The organism is Pseudonocardia parietis, from assembly GCF_017876315.1.
GTDB classification, from domain to species: domain Bacteria; phylum Actinomycetota; class Actinomycetes; order Mycobacteriales; family Pseudonocardiaceae; genus Pseudonocardia; species Pseudonocardia parietis.
The window spans coordinates 5,229,025-5,249,809 of sequence record NZ_JAGINU010000001.1; the positions used below are offsets into that span (position 1 = coordinate 5,229,025).

15 protein-coding genes are annotated in these 20,785 nt (G+C 74.1%); 6 read left to right on the top strand and 9 right to left on the bottom strand.

Annotated elements, in window-relative coordinates:
* Positions 1–14: 14 nt before the first annotated feature.
* The 3 genes from hisH to JOF36_RS24570 form a co-directional block, all read right to left on the bottom strand.
* Positions 15–647, bottom strand: coding sequence for an imidazole glycerol phosphate synthase subunit HisH (hisH, locus tag JOF36_RS24560; RefSeq protein ID WP_210031169.1), 633 nt, complete (start codon positions 645–647; stop codon positions 15–17).
* Positions 648–745: 98 nt separating this feature from the next.
* A complete protein-coding gene (locus JOF36_RS24565; RefSeq protein ID WP_210031170.1) occupies positions 746–3,136 on the bottom strand; it encodes an FtsX-like permease family protein in 2,391 nt (796 codons plus the stop codon).
* Complete coding sequence (locus JOF36_RS24570) at positions 3,133–3,936, bottom strand: ABC transporter ATP-binding protein (RefSeq protein WP_210031171.1); 804 nt, start codon at positions 3,934–3,936, stop codon at positions 3,133–3,135. Before JOF36_RS24570 ends, JOF36_RS24565 begins: the two co-directional genes overlap by 4 nt.
* Positions 3,937–4,044: 108 nt before the next feature.
* On the opposite strand from JOF36_RS24570, the gene JOF36_RS24575 reads away from it, so the two are divergent.
* Entirely contained in the window at positions 4,045–5,241 is a 1,197-nt protein-coding gene (locus JOF36_RS24575) for a sensor histidine kinase (protein ID WP_210031173.1), read from the top strand.
* Positions 5,232–5,879 (top strand): response regulator transcription factor, encoded by a 648-nt coding sequence (locus JOF36_RS24580; RefSeq protein ID WP_210031176.1) that lies wholly within the window; start codon positions 5,232–5,234, stop codon positions 5,877–5,879. Before JOF36_RS24575 ends, JOF36_RS24580 begins: the two co-directional genes overlap by 10 nt.
* Before the next feature lies 1 nt (position 5,880).
* On the opposite strand, the gene JOF36_RS24585 is transcribed toward JOF36_RS24580, so the two are convergent.
* Positions 5,881–6,537, bottom strand: a complete 657-nt coding sequence (locus JOF36_RS24585; RefSeq protein WP_210031179.1) for a GNAT family N-acetyltransferase — start codon at positions 6,535–6,537, stop codon at positions 5,881–5,883.
* A 262-nt stretch (positions 6,538–6,799) separates the two neighbouring features.
* On the opposite strand from JOF36_RS24585, the gene JOF36_RS24590 reads away from it, so the two are divergent.
* The gene (locus tag JOF36_RS24590; protein ID WP_210031180.1) at positions 6,800–8,776 is read left to right on the top strand and encodes an HNH endonuclease signature motif containing protein; all 1,977 of its coding nucleotides are present in this window, start codon (positions 6,800–6,802) and stop codon (positions 8,774–8,776) included.
* A gap of 153 nt (positions 8,777–8,929) precedes the next feature.
* Entirely contained in the window at positions 8,930–10,294 is a 1,365-nt protein-coding gene (locus tag JOF36_RS24595; protein WP_210031181.1) for an MFS transporter, read from the top strand.
* Between the two features lie 7 nt (positions 10,295–10,301).
* Here JOF36_RS24595 and hisB read toward each other — a convergent pair whose 3' ends face one another.
* Genes hisB through JOF36_RS24620 form a run of 5 tightly spaced genes read right to left on the bottom strand, consistent with a single transcriptional unit; the run spans position 10,302 to position 18,448 of the window.
* Positions 10,302–10,901, bottom strand: coding sequence for an imidazoleglycerol-phosphate dehydratase HisB (gene hisB, locus JOF36_RS24600; RefSeq protein WP_210031183.1), 600 nt, complete (start codon positions 10,899–10,901; stop codon positions 10,302–10,304).
* Positions 10,898–12,019 (bottom strand): histidinol-phosphate transaminase, encoded by a 1,122-nt coding sequence (locus tag JOF36_RS24605; protein ID WP_210031185.1) that lies wholly within the window; start codon positions 12,017–12,019, stop codon positions 10,898–10,900. The genes hisB and JOF36_RS24605 overlap by 4 nt, the downstream gene beginning before the upstream one ends.
* The gene (hisD, locus tag JOF36_RS24610; protein ID WP_210031186.1) at positions 12,016–13,389 is read right to left on the bottom strand and encodes a histidinol dehydrogenase; all 1,374 of its coding nucleotides are present in this window, start codon (positions 13,387–13,389) and stop codon (positions 12,016–12,018) included. Before hisD ends, JOF36_RS24605 begins: the two co-directional genes overlap by 4 nt.
* 60 nt (positions 13,390–13,449) lie before the next feature.
* The gene (putP, locus tag JOF36_RS24615) at positions 13,450–14,961 is read right to left on the bottom strand and encodes a sodium/proline symporter PutP (RefSeq protein WP_210031188.1); all 1,512 of its coding nucleotides are present in this window, start codon (positions 14,959–14,961) and stop codon (positions 13,450–13,452) included.
* A 31-nt stretch (positions 14,962–14,992) separates the two neighbouring features.
* The gene (locus JOF36_RS24620) at positions 14,993–18,448 is read right to left on the bottom strand and encodes a bifunctional proline dehydrogenase/L-glutamate gamma-semialdehyde dehydrogenase (RefSeq protein WP_307862574.1); all 3,456 of its coding nucleotides are present in this window, start codon (positions 18,446–18,448) and stop codon (positions 14,993–14,995) included.
* A gap of 135 nt (positions 18,449–18,583) precedes the next feature.
* Between JOF36_RS24620 and JOF36_RS24625 the strand changes: the two genes are divergently transcribed.
* Together JOF36_RS24625 and JOF36_RS24630 are read left to right on the top strand one after the other, a co-directional pair.
* Complete coding sequence (locus JOF36_RS24625) at positions 18,584–19,474, top strand: LysR family transcriptional regulator (protein WP_210031189.1); 891 nt, start codon at positions 18,584–18,586, stop codon at positions 19,472–19,474.
* Between the two features lie 37 nt (positions 19,475–19,511).
* Positions 19,512–20,750: a winged helix DNA-binding domain-containing protein gene (locus JOF36_RS24630; RefSeq protein ID WP_210031191.1), complete on the top strand. Its 1,239-nt coding sequence runs from the start codon at positions 19,512–19,514 to the stop codon at positions 20,748–20,750.
* The last annotated feature ends 35 nt before the right edge of the window (positions 20,751–20,785 follow it).

A 20,785-nucleotide genomic window follows, 5' to 3' on the forward strand; every position in this document is an offset into this window, starting at 1 on the left:
CGTGCCCCTCGTGGTCAGGCGACGGACTTCAGCCAGTTCTCCAGGACGGTGGCGCCGGCGTCGCCGGACTTCTCGGGGTGGAACTGGGTGGCGCAGAGCGGGCCGTTCTCGACGGCGGCGACGACGTCCTCGCCGTGGTGGGTCCACGTCACCTTCGGCGGGGCGATCGCGTGCGACTCCACGAACTCCCAGCGGCGCACACCGAACGAGTGCACGAAGTAGAAGCGGGTGTCGTCGTCGAGCCCGGCGAACAGCGTGCTGCCCTCGGGAGCCCGCACCGTGTTCCAGCCCATGTGCGGCAGGACGTCGGCCTGGATCCGCTCGACGGTGCCCGGCCACTCACCGCAGCCCGCGGTGTCCTCGCCGAACTCGACGCCGTGCTCGAACATCACCTGCATGCCGACGCAGATGCCGAGCACCGGGCGGCCACCGGCCAGCCGGCGTCCGATGATCTGCGGGCCGCGGACGCCGTGCAGACCCCTCATACACGCCGCGAACGCGCCGACACCCGGGACGACCAGGGCTTCGGCCTCCACGGCGGTGTCGAAGTCGGCCGTGACGGTGACCTCCGCCCCGACGCGTTCCAGTGCCCGCTCGGCAGAACGCAGGTTTCCCGAGCCGTAGTCGAGGACGACGATCCGTGCCACGCCACCAGGGTAGTCGCCGGTCGGACCCGCTTCCCGCGAAGGTCCCGCCGGGTGGGCCGGCGCGGCGTCCGAGATCGTCACCGCGGCGCCCGGGATCGTCACCGCGTGACCCGGGCCGTGGTGACGGCGGCGGCCACGGCGGCCGCCACGAGGCAGATCGCCGCCGCCAGGACCGGGACACCAGGATCGAGCACGGGATTCACCGGCTGCCCGGTGGCGGTCGACAGTCCCGAGGCGACGGCGGCCAGCGGCGCGACGGTGACCAGGAACCCGAGCGCGGTCCCGGCCGCGGTCGATGCCGCGGCCTCGGCGACCGCGATCCCGATCGTGTGCGCGCGGGTGGCACCGGCCGCGGCGAGTACGGCCAGATCGGACCGCCGGGCCCGGGCGGCGGCGACGATGCCGTTGGCCACCGCCAGCCCGCCGTAGCCTGCCGAGACCGCGACCAGCAGGGCCGCGAGGGCGTCGGTGAGGCGGGCGTCGACGGCGTAGTCGGCGAGGGCGTAGGACTGCGCGTCCCGGGCGACGGTGCCCGGTGGCAGCGGGTCCGGCTCCGCACCGGTGGGCAGGAACGCGGTGTCGGTGACGGCGGCCGGGTCGTGCGTGCGTACGTGGGACCGGGCGAGCGCGATGTCCCCGCGCCGCTCGTCCGGCGGCAGCACCCGGGTGATCTGCAGGTCCACGACGGTCCCGTCGGCGAACCGCGCGGGCAGGGTGTCCCCCGCCGCGACACCGAGATCGGCTGCGACCGGCTCGGACAGCACCGTCTCCCCGGGCCGGACCAGTGCGGTGTCGTCGGTGCCGACGGCGTCCGCCGCCACCGGACCGCCCGGGCCGGGTACGACCAGCACGGTGGGCAGCGGGGTCCGTGCGCCGGGGACGGCGAGGGCGCGGGCAGTGGTGTCGGGCAGGCCGGGCGCGCCGTCCTGCTCGACGGTGACGGAGCCGGCGAGCAGCGCCGTGCGCTGCGCGGGGTAGGCCGCGGCCATCGTGTCGACCAGGCCGCCGACCAGCACCGCGAACCCCACTGCGACGACCGCCGGCGCGGCGACCGCGGCGGCGCGGGCGGGTGCGGCGGCCAGTTCGGCGCGGACCAGGGTCGCCGTGACACCCGCGGGGAACCACCGCCGCCGGAGCCCTGGCCGAACCGGTGATTCGAGCCGCGCCGTCGGGCGGTCCGTGCCCGCCGCCGTTCCGGCGCGGGCCAGTGGCCCGATCACCGCCGGCGCCAGCAGTGCCGCGGCAGCCACCAGGACCGCGCCGGTCGTGAGGGCCAGCCCCATCCGGCCGTCGCCGCCGGCCGCCGCGGTCGCAACGGCGAGGCCTCCTCCCGCGACGAGGGCGATGAGACCCGCGGCCAGCCGGGGCCGGGTCAGCATCGGCACCCCGCCCCGGTCCTCGACGGCGTCCAGCGGGGTCGCGCGCGCCGCCGTCCGGGACGCGGTGAGACCTCCGCCGAGCGCCAGCAGCATCCCCGCCGCCGCGGCGACGAGCAGCGGACCCGACGCCGGCGGTACGGAGACCGGTTGCGCGGCCTCCACGGCAACGAGCGCCCGGTACAGCAACGGGGCCGAGCCCGCGGCGAGCGCCGTCCCGAGCACCGCCCCGATGATCCCGGTGAGCACGGACTCCCCCAGCACGGTGCGCCGGACCTGCCCGGGAGTGGCACCGACCGCACGCAGCAGCCCGAGCTCGCGCCGCCGGCCCGCGACCGCGGTGGACAGCACGGCGGAGACGACCACGACCGTCGTCACGCCGGTGAGCAGTCCGAGGGCGGCGAGCAGCTGGGTGCCGCGGTGCCGGACCCGGGAGTTCTGCAGCGGTTCGACGGCGCCGCGGTCGTCGCCGGTCAGCACGGTCGCGCCGGGCGGGGCGGGCGGGACCGCTCCCAGCACCCCGATCGTCCGGACTCCGGGGGCGTACCGGGCGGCCTCGGCGTCGGTGACGTACACCCCGTCCGCGTCGGTGACGCCCGTGACCCGGACGTCTCGGACGGTGTCGGCGAACAGCACCGGCAGCGTCATCCCGGGTTCCACCCCGAGCGCGGACCCGACCACCGCCTCCCCCGGTGTGCGCGGTGTCCGGCCCGCGACGAGGCCGTGTCCACCGAGGGCGAGGCTCGCGATCCCGTGCCCGCCCTCGCGGTCCTCCGGGTCCCCGGCGGGACGGCCACCAGGCATCGGGACGGCCGGGAAGGACCGGTCGGCGAGCACCGCCCGCACGCCCGGGCCCGTCCTCAGCCGGGCGATCGTCGCGTCGGCCTCGGCGGGCGACCACGGGATCCGCCGGTCCGTCCGCGCGGAACGCGACTCGGCGACCGCCGGCGGGACGACCAGGGCCGACGTCGCGGCGAACCGGCCCTGCACGGGCGGGCGGGCCGCCGAGGCGGCCAGCAGGACGGCACCGATCAGGCCCACCCCGAGCGCGACGGCGAGCACGGTCGCGAGCAGCTCCCGCCACCGGGTGCGCAGGTTCGCCCGGGCGATCACCGGGCACCGCCCGGCGCGGTGAGCCGACGCGCGATGACGGTGGCCGCCTCGGGATCCCCCGGCGGCCCGGGGACGCCGAACCGGTCGTGCACGCGGCCGTCACACAGCACCACGACCTCGTCCGCCCACGAGGCGGCGGCCGGGTCGTGGGTGACCATCAGCGTCGCCGTGCCGCCCGCTCGGGTGCACCGGCGCAGCAGCTGCAGCACCTCCGCCGACGACGCCGAGTCCAGCGCCCCGGTCGGCTCGTCGGCGAACAGCACGCCGGGCCGGGTGAACAGGGCCCGGGCGATCGCGACCCGCTGCTGCTGGCCACCGGACAGCTGCGCCGGCCGGTGCCCGGCCCGGTCGGCGAGCCCGACCTCGTCCAGCGCCGCCGTCACCGCCGAAGCGGGCACTCGTCTGCGGGCCAGCCGGGCGGGGAGCGCCACGTTCTGGGCCGCCGTCAGCGACGCGACCAGGTTGAACGCCTGGAACACGATCCCGATCCGCTCGCGGCGCAGCAGGGTGCGGCGGCGTTCGGAGAGCGAGCCGAGATCGACGTCGCCGAGCAGCACCCGTCCGGACTCCGGGGTGTCGAGCCCGGCCGCGCAGTGCAGCAACGTGGACTTGCCGGACCCCGACGGCCCCATCACCGCCGTCAGTGAGCCGGGGTGCAGCCGCAGCGAGATGCCGTCGAGGGCCCGGACCGGGGGCGCACCCCGGGGCCGGTGGACGTGCCGCAGGTCCACCAGTTCGAGCAGCGGGGCCCTGTGGTCCCCGGTCGTGGGCGCCGTGTCCGGTCGTGTCGTGCAACGCATGGTCCGAGTCGACCGCGCCTGCGGGGCGTGCGCGGTCACCCGCACGGGACTCCGGTGGTAGCCCTGGCACTACCGCGCCGGGCCGGGCCGATCTTCTACGTTGCAGGGGTGCGGATCGCGACGGCCTGGCAGGCCATGGACCAGCAGCCGCTGCGGTTCCTGCGGACGGCGTGGCCGTGGCGGTCGCTGGGGTACCTGCTGACCGGCGCGGCGCTCGGCGTCGTCCTGATAGTCGTGTTCGGGGTGCCGTCGTCGGCCCTGGTCCTGGGCGGTCCGGCGCTCGCCGTCGGCACCGGGTTCGCGCTGGTACTGGCCGTGATCGCGGTGGGCCCGCTGCTGGCCGCCCTGGAACGACGACGGCTGCGGCTGGTCGACGACGAGCCACTGCCGGCCCCGCCGCGTCCTCCCGGATCGCGGTGGCGGGCACCGTCGACCTGGCGGGCGGTGGGGTTCGCGTTGCTGGCCGCGACCGGGCTGGCCGCACTGGACGCCGGCGTCCTCGGCTTCTCCTTCGTGCTGCCGGTGCTGTTGTTCGCCTCCCCCACCGACGACCCGAACGCGTGGCCACTGGTGATCGTCGGGGTGCTGCTGCTCGTCGTGGCACCGTGGACGGTCACCGCATGGGCCGGGGCCAGGGCGGCGCTGACCCGCACCGTGCTGGGGCCGCGCGGGGTCGAGCTGGGGCCCGGGATCGCCGACGTCGCCACCCGCCGGCTGATCGGCGCGTTCGAGACCGAGCGGTCTCGGATCGAGCGGGACCTGCACGACGGCGCCCAGCAGCGGCTCGTCGCGCTGGGGGTGTCGCTCGGGCTGGCCCGGCTCGACGTCCCGGACGACTCGGCGGTCGCCGGCCGGCTCGACGACGCCCGCGACCAGCTCGGCGTCGCGCTCGCCGAGCTGCGTGACCTGGTCCGCGGTCTCGACCCGCGGACGCTCGCCGACCACGGACTCGCCGCGGCCGTCGAGGACCAGGCGGCGCGCTGCCCGGTACCGGTCGAGGTGGACCTGCTGCTGCCGGACCGCCTCCCCCCGCAGGTCGCGACGACCGCGTACTTCGTGCTGACCGAGGCGCTCACCAACACCACCCGGCACAGCGGCGCCCGGGCCGCGTCGGTGACCGGGCGCCGGCACGCCGACCAGCTGGTCATCGAGGTCCGCGACGACGGCCGCGGCGGTGCCGACCCCGCCGGCGGATCCGGGCTGGCCGGGCTGGCGGAGCGGGTCGCGCTGGCCGGTGGCCGGGTGCGGCTGTCCAGCCCGTCCGGCGGGCCGACGCTGCTGCGGGTGGAGCTGCCGTGCGTGTGACCGTCGCCGAGGACGCCGCGCTCATGCGGGAGGGCCTCATCGGGTTGCTGGAGCGGTTCGGGCACACCGTCGTCGCCGCCGTCGGGGATGCGCCGGCGCTGGTCGGGGCGGTGCGGCGGGAGCGCCCGGACCTGGTGCTGACCGACGTGCGGATGCCACCCGGCAACGCCGACGACGGCCTGCGCGCCGCCGTCGAGCTGCGGATCGCCGATCCCGCGCTGCCGGTGCTCGTGCTGTCCCAGTACGTCGAACCGGTCGCCGCCGAGGCGCTGCTGGACACCGGCGACGGCGCCGGGGTCGGCTATCTGCTCAAGGACCGGGTGGCGGACGTGACCGCGTTCGCGGCCGCCGCGCAGCGGGTCGCCGGGGGCGGCACCGTGCTCGATCCGGAGGTCGTGCGGCGGCTGGTCCGCCGCCGCCGCGACCCGGTCGGCCGGCTGTCCCCGCGGGAGCGGGAGGTCCTCGACCTGATGGCGCAGGGCCGGTCGAACGCCGAGATCGCCGACGCGCTCGTGCTGTCCGACGCCGCGGTGAACAAGCACGTCCGGGCGGTGTTCACCAAGCTCGACCTGCCCGTCGAGGTGTCCGGGCACCGCCGGGTGCTGGCCGTCCTGGCGTGGCTGCGGTCGGGGAGTTAGGTCACTCCCCCGCCGGCCGCACCATCGTCAGCTGGTGCATCCTGCGGCCCTCGTGCCGGATCCCGGGGACGAGCGGCGTCGGACCGTGGACGGTGAAACCCACCCGCTCGAAGAACCGCACGGCACGGTGGTTCTCGACGAGTGTCTGCAGATAGCACCCCGGGACCCCGGCCTCGTCGAGGCGACGCAGCCAGGCCGCCATCAACGCGTCCGCGGCACCGGTCCCGCGGGCCTCCGGCGCGACGTTGATGTGCAGATGGGCCGGCCAGCGTGGGTCGTCGACCGTGCCCGAGGCGAGCGGTTCGCGGCGCAACGCCGCCCGGGCCGCATCGAGCGCGGTGCGGCCCATGAACCGCAGCGTCCGCGGGCGCAGCAGTACCCGGGGCCGGGCGATGGCCCGGACGAGCACCTCGTCCTCACCCGGCATCGACGAGGGGTCCGGGCAACCGGTCAGGTACCCGACCAGACGCCCCGCGTGCTCGGCGAGGAACAGCGAGTCCGGGCAGTGCTCGACGTACGGGTCGAGGTAGACGGCCCGTTCGGACTCCGCGTGTCCCCACAGCTCCCCGGTCGGGGAGCCGACACCGGCACGCGCGAACAGGTCGACGAGCGCGGCGTGGTCGGCGGCGTCGTAGGTGCGGATCGTCGTCATGGTCATCCCGGGGACACGGTCCGTCCGCCACGGCCGGCGGACCGGATCGCGGCCCGTGGTCGGTGGGTTCCGGTGGACCGCTGACCCTACTGGACAGTCCGAGACGGACGGCTGCCGCGAGGTTTTGTCGTCGTCCTCCGCGGCGGGGATCTCAGTACGTGTCCCCCGGACCGTCAACCGGCCTCGACAGCGGGGCCATCGGACTCCCGAATCCCCGCGATGGGGTCGGCGAGCCGAAACTGTCGGTGGTCGACGATATGTTCGATCCATGCAGCCGATGGCGATCCCCGACGGGCTGGCGGACATCCCGCCCGGCCCCGCGCTCGGGGCGCTGCTGGCCGGGATCGACCCGGCCCGGGTCGCCAACGGCGACACCGTCACGGTGCTGCAGGCCTGGCGGCGCCAGCGTTCCCACACCGATGCCGCCGAGTTCGCCGTCATGACCCAGGTCGGCCGCTGCGACCCGAGCAGCAAGCCGTCGCACCTGGCCCGGCTGGAGACACCCGACCCGAACTGCGGCATCGAGATCGCCGCCGCACTCACCCTCACCGAACTGGCGGCCTGGCACGAGCACACCCTGGCCGAAACCCTGGTCCACCGGCTGCCGGACGTGCATGCCGCCCTCGCCTGCGGTGACATCGACCGCGGCAAGGCAGCGGTCTTCGCCGACCTGCTCGAGCCCCTCACCGACACCCAGAACGCCCGCATCTGCGCCGCACTGCTGCCCAAGGCACGCGGGCTGACCACCGGGCAACTCCGGTACCGGCTACGCCGGATGGTGATCGCCATCGACCCCGACGCCGCCCGACGCCGCTACAACGAGGCACTGCGCCGACGACGGGTGATCTGCTACCTCGACGAGGACGGCACGGCCACGATCACCATGATCGGGCTCGACCCGGCCGCCGCCCAGGCCGCCTGCGAACGCGTCGACGGCCTCGCCCGCGCGATCCGCGTCGCCGGCCACCCGGAGTCGCTGCCGGTGATCCGCATCGACCTGGCCACCGCCCTGCTCGACGGCAGCCTGCACACCTTGAGCCACGACCAGATCATCACCGCCATGCTCGCCCGCGCGACCGCACCCGACCCCGACACGGACACCCCCAACGACGACGCCCACAGCGGTGCCGGGCACAGAAGCGGCAGCGACAGCAGCAGCGACAGCAGCAGCGACAGCAGCGAGGACGGCAGGAGCGAGGACGACCGCGGCGACGGCGACGGCGGTGGGCATGGCGACGGGGGCGGCGATGACGAGCCGCGTGACAACGGCCCCCGCGCCGGCGGATCCGGCGGCCCCGCCCGACCGGAGCCTGCCCGCTCGGGCGTCGAGGTCCGGCTCCGCTTGTCGACCCTCCTCGGCCACGACGAGCACCCCGGCGAGATCCCCGGACTCGGCCCGATCCTCGCCCCCACCGCCCGCGCCGCCGTCGCCCGCCAGCAGCGGGCCGAATGGCGCTTCGCGATCACCGACCCCGACGGCTCCCTCGTCCTCGCCGGCATCACCCGCCGACGCCCACCAACGTACACCGGTCAACCCGGCCAGATCGGGCCTCCGCTGCTCCGGCAGGCCCACGGCGGCATCGTCGAACTCCAGGTCCCCGCCACGCTGCTGGAACAGCTGTCAGCACAGCCACCGCCGGGATGGGAAACCTTGATCGCCGACCTGGCCACCCAGTACGCCGACCGCACCACGCTCAACTCCGCGATGGATGAGCGGTCCGGCGATCGACTGCCGTGCCCGGCGCTCCGCCGCCACGTCGAGGTCCGGGATCGCACGTGTTGTTTTCCCGGCTGCCGACGTCCGGCCCGCAAGGCCCAGCAGGACCATACCCAGGATCACCAGTACGGCGGCCGGACCGTGAGCGAGAACCTCGGCCCACTGTGCATACTCCACCACGCGCTCAAGACGGCTGGGCACTGGCGCGTTCACCAGCCCGTACCCGGCGAGTTCCGATGGCGCAGCCCGCTCGGCCGGGCCTACGCCACCCGCGGCGAACCCGTCTGCCCGGACCTCCCGGACCCGCTGCCCACCCCGCCGAGCCCGGCGCCGGCGCCTGCACCTCCGAGCCCACTTCAGCGCGAACTCGACGACGAGCCGATCTACCCGGGCGTCCACGCGCCCGCTCCCGCAACGCCCGCACCCCTCGATGCCACCTCGGCCACGACGACGACGGATCCGAACACAGCGACGACAGCGAGGAACGAAACCGCCGAGCGTGCGCCACCGGAAGACCCGCCGTTCTGATCCGAGCGCACAGGGTCGTGACGTGACTCGGCCGGATCTGGTCTGCCCCACACTGCTGGACACGCCGTTCGGGCGCGCTATCGCGGAGCAGTACCGAACCCGCTGCATCGGATCCGGTGCAGCGGGTAACAGTCCTGCTGGGAGGCGACGGCCATGGCGCATCGACGTGGGATCCGGGTGGTGCGACCGTCCGAGCTGAAGCGGACGATCAGCGGCACGACGGTCGGGAACCTGATCGAGTGGTACGACTTCGGGATCTTCGCGTTCCTGGTGCCGACGGTCAGCCAGGTGTTCTTCGCCGGCGGCTCCGGATCGCTGGTCGCGACGTTCACCGTGTTCGCCGTCGCGTTCCTCGTGCGCCCGATCGGCGGTCTGGTCTTCGGTGCGCTGGGCGACCGGATCGGCCGTCGCCGGGTACTGGCCATCACGATCGTGACGATGGCCGTCGGCACGTTCGCCATCGGGTTGATCCCGAGCCAGGAGACGATCGGCGTGTGGGCGGCGGTGCTGCTGCTCCTCTGCCGGATCGTGCAGGGCTTCTCCACCGGCGGCGAGTACGCCGGCGCCATGACGTACGTGGGCGAGCACGCGCCCGACACCCGCCGCGGGTTCCTGGCCAGCTTCCTGGAGTTCGGCACGCTCACCGGCTACGTCCTGGGCGCCGCCGTGGCGACCACGATCACCGCGGTGGTGCCGCCGGAGGCGCTGCTGTCCTGGGGCTGGCGGATCCCGTTCCTGATCGCGGGGCCGCTGGGCCTGATCGGCCTGTACATCCGGTCGCGGCTGGAGGAGAGCCCGGCCTACGAGCAGCAGGCACAGGAACAGAAGGACGAGGACACCTCGCTCAAGGAGCAGGTCCACGAGACCGTCGTGCGGCCCTGGCGCCCGCTGCTGATCTGCATCGGCCTGGTCGGGGCACACAACATCACGAACTACACGCTGACCCAGTACCTGCCGACGTACCTGACCGAGACGGTGCGGCTGCCCTACACCCCGGCCCTGCTGGTCGTGCTGGCGGTCATGGTGGTGCTCGCCGCGCTGGTCGTCGGGGCGGGGCGGCTCTCCGACCGGATCGGCCGCAACCCCATCCTCTACACCGGTGCGGGCCTGCTGATCGTGCTCGGCGTGCCTGCCTTCATGCTGATGTCGCTGGGCGGCTACGCGGCCGCGTTCCTCGGCGCGCTGCTGGTCGGGCTGATGCTGCTCTGCTTCAACAGCACCCTGCCCGGCACTCTGCCCGCCCTGTTCCCGATCGGCACCCGCTACAGCACGCTCGCCATCGGCTACAACGTCGCGGTCTCCGTGCTCGGTGGCACCACGCCACTGATCGCGCAGACGCTGGTCACCGGTACCGGCAGCCCGGTCGTGCCGGGGATCGTGCTCGTCGTGGCCGGGATCATCGGAGCGGTGTCGGTCTACGCGCTGCGCGAGCCGGCCGGGAAACCGATGCCCGGTTCCCCGCCCGCGGCCGCCGACCCCGAGGAGGCCGATCGGATGGCCCGCGGCGAGGACCCGTAGCGAACCGCTACAGCGCGCCCTTGGTCGACGGCACCCCGGTCACCCGCGGATCGTCCTCGGTCGCCGCGCGCAACGCCCGGGCGACCGCCTTGAACTGGGCCTCGGTGATGTGGTGCGGGTCCCGGCCGTCGAGCACCCGCACGTGCAGCGCGAGGTGCCCGTGGAAGGCCAGCGACTCGAACACGTGCTTGTTCAGCACCGTCGGGTAGTGCCCGCCGACGACGAAGCCGCGCATCATCTCCGGCTCACCGGTGCACACCGTGTACGGGCGACCGGAGACGTCGACGACCGCGTGCGCGAGCGCCTCGTCCATCGGGATCCAGGCGTCACCGAAGCGGCGGATGCCGGTCTTGTCGCCCAGCGCCTGCCGGATCGCCTGGCCCAGCACGATCGCGACGTCCTCGACGGTGTGGTGCGCGTCGATCTCGATGTCGCCGTCGGCGTGCACCGACAGGTCGAACGAGCCGTGCTTGCCGAACGCGTCCAGCATGTGGTCGTAGAACGGGACCCGGGTGTCGATGTCGGTCTTCCCGGTGCCGTCGAGATCGATCTCGACGGTGATCCGGGTCTCCTTGGTGACGCGCTCGACGCGTCCGATCCTGCTCACAGCAACTCCTTGGTGGCGAGGTCTCCGGCGACCTGGAGGAAGGCGTCGTTCTCCTCCGGCGTCCCGATCGTGACGCGCAGCCGCTCGGGGATGCCGACGTCACGGATCAGAACGCCACGCTCCAGGAAACCCTTCCAGGCACGGCCAGCGTCGGCGAACCGGCCGAAGAGCACGAAGTTGGCGTCGCTGGCCACGACGTCGTAGCCGGCGGCGGCCAGCTCGGACGACACCCGGTCCCGTTCGGCGGCGAGCACCGCCACCGAGCCGAGGGTGGCGCCGGCGTGCCGCAGCGCCGCTCGCGCGGACGCCTGGGCCAGCACCGACAGGTGGTAGGGCAGCCGGACGAGCTGTACCGCGTCGACGACGGCGGGCGCGGCGGCCAGATACCCGAGCCGCCCGCCGGCGAACGCGAACGCCTTGCTCATCGTGCGCGACACCACGAGCTTGTGTCCGTGGCTCGCCAGCAGTGTGGTCGCGCTGGGCCGGCCGGTGGCCTCGGCGAACTCGGCGTAGGCCTCGTCGACGATCACGATGCCGGGGGCCGCGTCGACCAGGCGCGCGAGGTCGGCGGGCGCGATCGACTGCCCGGTGGGGTTGTTCGGGCTGGTCACGAACGTGATGTCCGGAGCACGGTCGCGCAGGGTCCCGATCGCCGCGTCGACGTCGATCGTGAAGTCGTCGCGCCGCGGGACCGGCACGAACTCGGTCTGCGTGCCCGACGCGAGGATCGGGTGCATCGAGTAGCTGGGCACGAACCCGAGCGCCGTGCGCCCCGGCCCGCCGAAGGCCTGCAGCAGCTGCTGGAGGATCTCGTTCGAGCCGTTCGCCGCCCACAGGTTGCGTACGTCCAGCTCGACACCGGTCTGGCGGGACAGGTAGGCGGCCAGGTCCTCGCGGAGCGCGACGGCGTCCCGGTCCGGGTAGCGGTGCAGGTCCCGGGCCGCCTCCTCGCAGGCCGCGGCGATGTCGGCGACCAGCTCGGGCGGCGGCGGGTACGGGTTCTCGTTGGTGTTGAGCCGGACCGCGACGTCGAGCTGCGGTGCACCGTACGGGCTCGTCCCGCGTAGGTCGTCGCGCAGCGGCAGGTCGTCGAGGCGCACGTTCTCGCCGGGGGTCATGCGTTCCTCTCGACCGGAGCATCGGTACCGAACCGGGCGGTGACGGCCTCACCGTGCGCGGGCAGGTCCTCGGCGTTCGCCAGGGTGACGACCTGGCCTGCCACCTCGCGCAGCGCCTGCTCGGAGTAGTCGACGACGTGCACGCCCCGCAGGAACGTCGAGGTCGACAACCCACCGGAGTGCCGGGCACAGCCACCGGTCGGCAGCACGTGGTTCGACCCGGCGCAGTAGTCGCCCAGCGACACCGGCGCGTACGCCCCGACGAAGATCGCGCCGGCGTTGCGGACCCGGGCCGCGTCGGCGGCCGCGTCCGCCGTCTGGATCTCCAGGTGCTCGGCGGCGTAGGCGTCCACCACGGCGATGCCGTCGTCGAGGGAACCGACGAGGATGACGCCGGACTGCGGCCCGGTCAGCGCGGTGCGGACCCGCTCGGTGTGCTTGGTCGCCCCCACCCGGGTCTCCAGCTCGGCCTCGACCCGCTCGACGAGCTCCTGCGACGTCGTGACCAGTACCGACGCCGCGTTCGGGTCGTGCTCGGCCTGCGAGATGAGGTCGGCGGCGACGTGCGCGGCGTCGGCGGTGTCGTCGGCCAGGACTGCGATCTCGGTGGTGCCGGCCTCGGCGTCGATCCCGACGGTGCCGCGCAGCATCCGCTTGGCGGCGGTGACGTAGACGTTGCCCGGGCCGGTGACCATGTCGACCGGCTCGAGCTCCGCGCCGTCGGTGTCGGTGCCGCCGTACGCGAGCAGCGCGATGCACTGGGCGCCGCCGACGGCCCACACCTCGTCGACGCCGAGCAGCGCCGCCGCGGCCAGGATCGTCGGGTGCGGGTACCCACCGAACTCGGCCTGCGCGGGCGAGGCCACGACCAGCGACTCGACACCCGCCGCCTGCGCCGGGACCACGTTCATGATCACGCTGGACGGGTAGACCGCGAGCCCGCCCGGGGCGTACAGCCCGACCCGGCGGACCGGGACGAAGCGCTCGGTGACGGTGCCGCCGGGCACCACCTGCGTCACGACGTCCGGCCGGCGCTGCTCCTCGTGGACCAGCCGGGCGCGCTCGATCGAGGTCTCCAGCGCCACCCGCACGTCCGGATCCAGGTCGCGCAGCGCCTCGGCGAGCACCGCGGACGGGACCCGCACCGACTGCGGGCGGACCTTGTCGAAACGCTCCGTGGCGTCCAGCGCGGCGGCGGCGCCGCGCTCACGCACGTCCGCAACGAGGGGTCGTACGGCCTCGGTCGCGGCGCCGACATCGAGCTCGGCGCGCGGCATCATCGCGCGCAGGGTCGCCGGGCGGGGCAACGGATCCCCGTTCGACGCATCGGGGTTCGACGCATCGGGTCGCAGGTCGAGGCGGCGGAGCATGCCTCCAGGGTACGGCGGGGGTCCGACAACGACTCAGCCCGCCGTACCCACCGGCCCGTCCTACGCCGTCGGCGCCTTCTTCACCTCGGCGAGCTCGACCGCGGTGTCGAACTCGCGCTCCATCTCCTCGTCCCGGACCCACGTCGCCCGGCTCACGACGACCGCGACCAGCAGGTTCGCCAGGAAGCCGGGGATGATCTCGTACAGCTCGGCGCCGGCGATCGTCGGACCGTAGAAGTCCCAGACGAACACGGTGACCGCACCGGTGAGCATCCCGGCCAGCGCGCCCCAGTTGGTGAGCCGGCGCCAGAACAGGCACAGCAGGACCGCCGGGCCGAAGGACGCACCGAAGCCCGCCCAGGCGAACCCGACCAGCTCCAGGATCGTGCCGCTCGGGTTGAGGGCGAGCACGCCCCCGATCACCGCGACGGCCAGCACACACAGCCGGCCGAGCAGCATCAGGGTGCGCGGGGAGGTGTCGCGGCCGAAGACCTTGTAGAGGTCCTCGACGAAGGCCGAGGAGCTCACGATCAGCTGGCTGGAGACCGTGCTCATGATCGCCGCCAGCACCGCGGCGAGCACGAAGCCGGCGACGAGCGGGTGCAGCAGGATCTGCGACATCGCCAGCACGACCAGCTCGGGATTGTCCAGCGTCGCCCCGGTGCGGTGGAAGAACCCGATGCCGACGATGCCGCAGGCGACCGCGCCGAGCAGCGAGATGACCATCCAGCTGATCCCGATCCGGCGCGCCGAGGTGGCCGACGCGACGTCGCGCATGGCCATGAACCGCACGATGATGTGCGGCTGGCCGAAGTACCCGAGGCCCCAGGCCAGCGCCGAGATGATGCCGAGCACGGTGACGGCGGACAGTGCTTCCCCGCCCACCAGCGACAGGCGCGACGGGTCGACCTCCCGGACGCCCGCCAACGTCGCGGACGGCCCTCCGGCGGCGACGACGGCGATGACCGGCACGATCACCAGCGCGAGCATCATCATCGTGCCCTGGACGACGTCGGTCAGCGACGCACCCAGGAAGCCGCCGATCATCGTGTAGGCCAGGGTCACGACGGCGACGAGCAGCATGCCGGTCAGGTACGAGCCGCCGAAGGCGAGCTGGAAGAACTCTCCCCCGGCGACCAGCATCGACGACACGTAGAACGTGAAGAACACCAGGACGATGGCGCCCGAGGCGACCCGCAGCGCGCGCGAGGTGTCGTGCAGCCGGTTCTCGAAGAAGCTCGGGATCGTGATCGAGTTCTGCGCGACCTCGGTGTAGGAGCGCAGCCGCGGCGCGACGAACTTCCAGTTCAGATACGCACCGATGGTCAGGCCGACCGCGATCCAGGCCTCGATCAGGCCGGTCGCATAGATCGCCCCGGGCAGGCCCATCATCAGCCAGCCGGACATGTCCGAGGCACCCGCGCTGAGCGCCGCCGTCCACGGCGGGAGCTGACGCCCGGCCAGCATGTAGCCCTCGTGATCCGAGGTCTGACGGTAGGCGTAGTAGCCGATACCGATCATCACAGCGAAGTAGACGACCAGTGCGATGGTCTGGAAGGTCTGTTCCGGCATCAAGAGCTCCTTTGCTCGTCCGGTCGGGCGGTCAGCGGGTGGCGGGCACGTCGTAGGGGTGCGGCGTGCCGAACCGGTGGGCGGTCACCGAGACCGCCTGCTCGCGGAGGAAGGTCAGCAGCTCGACCCGGCCCGCGCTGACGACCGGCCCATTGTGGACGGCCAGGGCGGGCGACCCGCCGGTGGCCGCGACGACCTCGTCGGCGGGTGCCCCGACCAGGCGGAGCCGGCCGCCCTCGACCCCCAGCTCGCGGACCCGGGTGCGCCAGCGGCCCGCGTCGTCGTGCCGTACCTCGGCGCCGAGCGCGACGACGTGGTCGTGCAGCGCCGGCGGGAGCGGCTCGGCCGTGCTGACGGTGACCGGTGCCGTGGCCCGGACACCGGCGGCGACGACGCGCAGCAGCTCCGCGGGCTTCTCGCCCGCGTACCGGACGGTGACCGGCACCGGGTCGTAGCGGAGCACGTTGTGCTCGCTGGTCAGGCCGGTGGCGTCGCGGGCCACCCCGAACTCGTCACGCCACGCCTCGACATCGGTCCGCAGCGCACCGGCCAGCCAGGCGAGGCCGTCCTCGGGCACGCCGGACTCGCGGGCGCCGCGCAGCACCCGGCGGGCGAGTGCGTCCTCGTCGGCCACGGCGCCGCCGGCCACCGGGGCGTCGGTCCAGGTGCCGATTCCGGTCAGGTAGTTCGGGCCGCCGGCCTTGCTGCCGGTGCCGACGGTGGACTTCTTCCACCCGCCGAACGGCTGCCGCTGCACGATCGCGCCCGTGATACCGCGGTTCACGTAGAGGTTGCCCGCCTCGACGGTGCGCAGCCAGGTGTCGATCTCGTGCTCGTCGAGCGAGTGCAGGCCCGAGGTGAGGCCGTACTCGATCCGGTTGACCAGGGTGACGGCGTCCTCGAGGGTCTCCGCGGTCATGATCCCGAGTACCGGCCCGAAGTACTCGGTGAGGTGGTACTCCGAGCCCGGGCGGACCCCCTCCCGGACGCCCGGCCGCCACTGGGCCCCGGCGTCGTCGAGCCGCTCGGGGGTGATCACCCAGCTCTCGCCCGGGCCCAGCGTGGTCAGCGCGGACAGCAGCTTGCCCGCTGCGGGGCCGATGAGCGGGCCGATCTGCGAGCCCTCGTCCCACGGCGGGCCGACCCGCATCGAGGTGACCGCGTCGACGAGCTGGCGGCGGAACCGCTTCGACTCCGCGACCGATCCGACGAGGACGACCAGCGAGGCCGCCGAGCACTTCTGGCCGGCGTGCCCGAAGGCCGAGCGGGCGACGTCGCGGGCGGCCAGGTCGAGGTCGGCGCTGGGCGTCACGATGATCGCGTTCTTGCCGCTGGTCTCGGCCAGCAACGGCAGGTCGGGGCGCAGCGAGCGGAACAGCTCCGCGGTCTCGTAGCCGCCGGTGAGGATCACCCGCTCGACGGCGGGGTGGGCGATCAGCGCCGGACCGAGGTCCCCCTCGTCGAGCTGGACGTAGCGCAGGACCTCCCGCGGCACGCCGGCCTCCCAGAGTGCCTCGGCCACCACGGCACCGCAGCGCCGCGCCTGCTCGGCAGGCTTGAACACCACCGGGGAACCCGCCGCGAGCGCGGCCAGCGTCGAACCGGCCGGGATGGCGACCGGGAAGTTCCAGGGCGGGGTCACCACGGTCAGCGCAGGGGGTGCGAACCGCGCGCCCTCGACGGTCTCCAGACCGCGCCCCGACTCGGCGTAGTAGTGCGCGAAGTCGACGGCCTCGCTGACCTCCGGGTCGCCCTGCTCCAGGAGCTTGCCGCACTCCGAGCCCATGACCTCCAGCAGGTCCGCGCGCCGCGCCTGCAGCTGTTCCCCGGCCCGGTGCAGGATCTCCGCCCGCTTGTCGGCGCCGAGGGCCCGCCACTGCTCGCCGGCCGCCCGGGTCCCGGAGACGATCTCGTCGAGCTCCTCGCGGGTGCCGACGAGCCCCTCGGTGGCGGTCTGCTCGCCGAGCACGGAGTCGCGCATCCGGGTTCGGATCCCGGCGCCCCATCCGCGGTTCACCGCGACGGACGTGTCGGTGTCGGGAGTGTTGGTGAACCCGTGGACGGGGGCGGGCGGCTGGGGCCCGCTGCGGTCCTGCACCCGGTTCGGTGCCGGCACCCCGGCGGGCATCGCCGCGACCGAGGCCAGGAACCGCTGCTTCTCCCGATCGAACAGGTCCGGGTGGCTGTCGAGGTCGAACGCCGCGGACATGAAGTTCTCGTGCGACGCGCCCTCCTCCAGGCGGCGGATCAGGTAGGCGATGGCGACGTCGAACTCGCCGGGGTGCACCACCGGCGTGTAGAGCAGCATCGAGCCGACGTCGGCGTGCACCGCCGCGGCCTGCGCGGTCGCCATGCCGAGGAGCATCTCGATCTCGATACCGTCCCGGCAGCCCCGGCGTCCGGCGAGCAGCCAGGCCAGCGCGATGTCGAAGAGGTTGTGCCCGGCGACGCCGATCCGCACGGCCGCGGTGTGCTCGGGGCGCAGGGCGTAGTCCAGGACGGCCTTGTACGACGCGTCGGACTCCTGCTTGCTCCCGCAGGTCGCCTGCGGCCAGCCGTGGATCTCGGCGTCGACCTGCTCCATCGGCAGGTTCGCCCCCTTCACCACCCGGACCTTGATCGGCGCGCCACCGCGCCCGACCCGCTCGGACGCCCACCGCTGCAACCGCTGCATCACCGAGAGCGCGTCGGGCAGGTAGGCCTGCAGGACGATCCCGGCCTCCAGATCGTGGAACTCGGGCCGGTCCAGCAGCGTGGTGAAGACCGCGAGGGTGAGGTCGAGGTCCTTGTACTCCTCCATGTCCAGGTTGAGGAACTTCGCTCCCCCGGGGGCGGTCCGCGCCATCCGGTACAGCGGGGTGAGTGCCTCGACCGCGTCGGCGACCGCCCGGTCGAACGACCAGGCGTCGTGCGGGGCCACGGTCGACGACACCTTGATCGAGACGTAGTCGACGTCGTCGCGGGCGAGCAGCCGCCGGGTGCCGTCGAGCCGCCGGGCCGCCTCGTTCTCGCCGAGGATCGCCTCGCCGAGCAGGTTGATGTTGAGCCGGGCGTCGCCCTGCGCACCCCGGATCCGCCGGATCGCGGGTCCCAGCCTGCGGTCGGAGGCGTCGACGACGAGGTGGCGCACCATCCGGCGCAGGGAGGCCTGCGCGATCGGGACGACGACGCCGGGCAGCACCCGCCCGACGACGGCCCCGGCCCGGATCGCGGCGCGCAGCGGCCACGGCAGGAAGCGCGGTGTGATCGGCACCAGCGACGCGAGGTGCCGGGCGGCGGCCCGCGGGTCCTCGGGCCGGATCACGCCGTCGACGAACCCGACGGTGAAGGCGAGCCCGTTCGGGTCCCGCAGCACGCCGGCGAGACGGCGGGCCGAGGCGTCCACCGGCTCGTCCCGGCTCGCCACCAGCCAGCGGCGGACCAGGGCGACGGCGTCGTCGACCAGTGTCTCGTCGATGTCCACAGGGGATGTTCGATCCGTAGTCACGACCTCGGCTCCTTCCGCCGTCGCGTGCCGGTGTCCGTCGCCGGTACGTCGTTCGGAGAGAGTCCCAGTCCTCGCTCTTCGGAGATAGCGACAATAATCGAAACGAATCGTTCGGATCTGCCGAAAGGTGCTCACATGTGGGATCTGCACCGGCTCCGTCTGCTGCACGAGCTGCGGCTCCGGGAGACGATCACCGCGGTCGCGCGCACCCTGAACTACAGCCCGTCGAGCGTGTCGGCGCAGCTGGCCAAGCTCGAGGACGAGGTCGGCGTCCGCCTGTTCGCGCCCGACGGCCGCCGTATCCGGCTGACCCCGCACGGCCACCGGGTCGCCCGGCACGCCGCCCAGGTCCTGGACCTGGAGGAACAGGTCCGGGGCGAGCTCGGCTCCGCGCGTCCGATCGCGGAGACGGTGCGCGTGGCCACGCTGGAGACGGCCGGGCGCGCGCTGCTCCCCCGGGCGCTGACCCTGTTGCAGACCTCGGCACCGCACCTGCGCGTCGAGGCCTCGGTCGTCCCGCCGGAGACCGGGCTCACCGAGCTCGAGACCCGCGGGGTCGATATTGCGATCGCCGAGCAGTACCCCGGCCACACCCGCGCGCACCGCGACCGGCTCGACCGCGAGATCCTCGGTACCGACCCGGTACGGCTGGTCGTCCCGGCGGACTCGGGCGTCACCGGCATCGCCGCGGCCGGGGACCTGCCCTGGGTCATGGAGCCCCCGGGGACCGCCGCCCGCCAGTGGGCGATCCAGCAGTGCCGGGCGGCGGGGTTCGAGCCCGACATCCGGTTCGACTCGGCCGATCTCGAGATCCACGTCCATCTCGTGCGCGCGGGCCACGCTGTCGGGCTGCTCCCCGACCTGGTGTGGACGAGTGCTCCCGAGGGCATCCGGCTGATCGGCCTGCCCGGCCCGTCGCACCGCGAGGTGTTCACCTCGGTCCGCCACGCGGCCGTGTCCCGGCCGGCGCTGCGGGCCGTCCGGGTGGCTCTCGCGGAGGCCTTCGCGAGCGTCCGGGGCGAGTAGCGGCGTCGTTGTCGGTGTCGCGTGCCAGTCTGCGCCGGTGACCCGCCACGTGAGCGACACCGAGCGCCGGGCCCGGCTGGTGACCCGGCACCGGCTCGCCCCGCACACCCGCACCGACGACGTCGTCGCGATCGCCGACGACCTGGTCGCGCTGCACTCCACGGACCCGGTGACGGTGTACCTGTCGGCCGCGGCCCGGATGGCCGCCCCGGCCCTGGCCCCGGTGGAGACCGCGCTGTACACCGACCGGACCCTGCTGCGCCACCACGCGATGCGCCGCACCCTGTGGGTGTTCGGGCGCGGGAACGCGGCGCTGGCACACCACGGCGCGACCGCCGGTGTCGCTGCCGTGCAGCACCGCAACCTCATGACGCAGCTCGGCGCGGCCGGCGTCGCCGATCCGCAGGCCTGGTACGCCGACGCCGCCGCGCAGGTCCTGGGGATGCTCGCGGAGCTGGGGCCCACCACCGCCCGGGAGGTCGGCGCGGCGCTGCCGGAACTCGCCGCACAGCAGATTCCGATCCAGGGCGGGCAGTTCCCGGCGCACAGCCGGGTGCTGCTGGTGCTCGGGTTCGAGGGCCGGGTGCTGCGGGCCCGCCCCACCGGGACGTGGATCAACGGCCAGTACCGGTGGGCGGCCGCCGGGGACTGGGTCCCCGGCGGGCTCGGGCCCGCACCCGGGTCCGGCGCGATCGGGCCCGCGTCCGGGGCCGGCGCGATCGGGCTCGAGCCCGGGGCCGGCGGGCGCGCCGCCGCGGCCGGGCTCGCCCGGGCCTACCTGCACGCGTTCGGGCCGGTGACCCGCGACGACCTGAAGTGGTGGGCCGGCTGGACGGTCGCGACCACGAAGGCCGCGCTGGCCGACGTCGGCGCCGTCGAGGTGTCCCTGGACGGTGGAGCCACCGGGTTCCTGCTGCCCGACGACCTCGACCCGGTCCCCGATCCCGGCCCGTCGGTGGCGCTGCTGCCCGGCCTGGACCCGACGACGATGGGCTGGAAGGCCCGCGACTGGTACCTCGCCCCGTCCCACGCCGGTCTGTTGTTCGACCGCAACGGCAACGGCGGCCCGGCGATCTGGGTGGACGGCCGCATCGCCGGGACCTGGGTGCAGCGCCGCGACGGGACGATCGCGACCCGGCTGTTCACCGACGTCAGCCGGGCGGCCCGCACGGAGATCGCGGCCGCCGCCGAGCGGCACCGCACCCTGCTCGGCGACGTCCGGTTCAGCGTTCGCTACCCCGCTCCCGTGCAGGCCGAGCTCCTGGCCGCGCCGTGAGGGGCACACCAGCGCGGTTCGATCACGGACCGGCA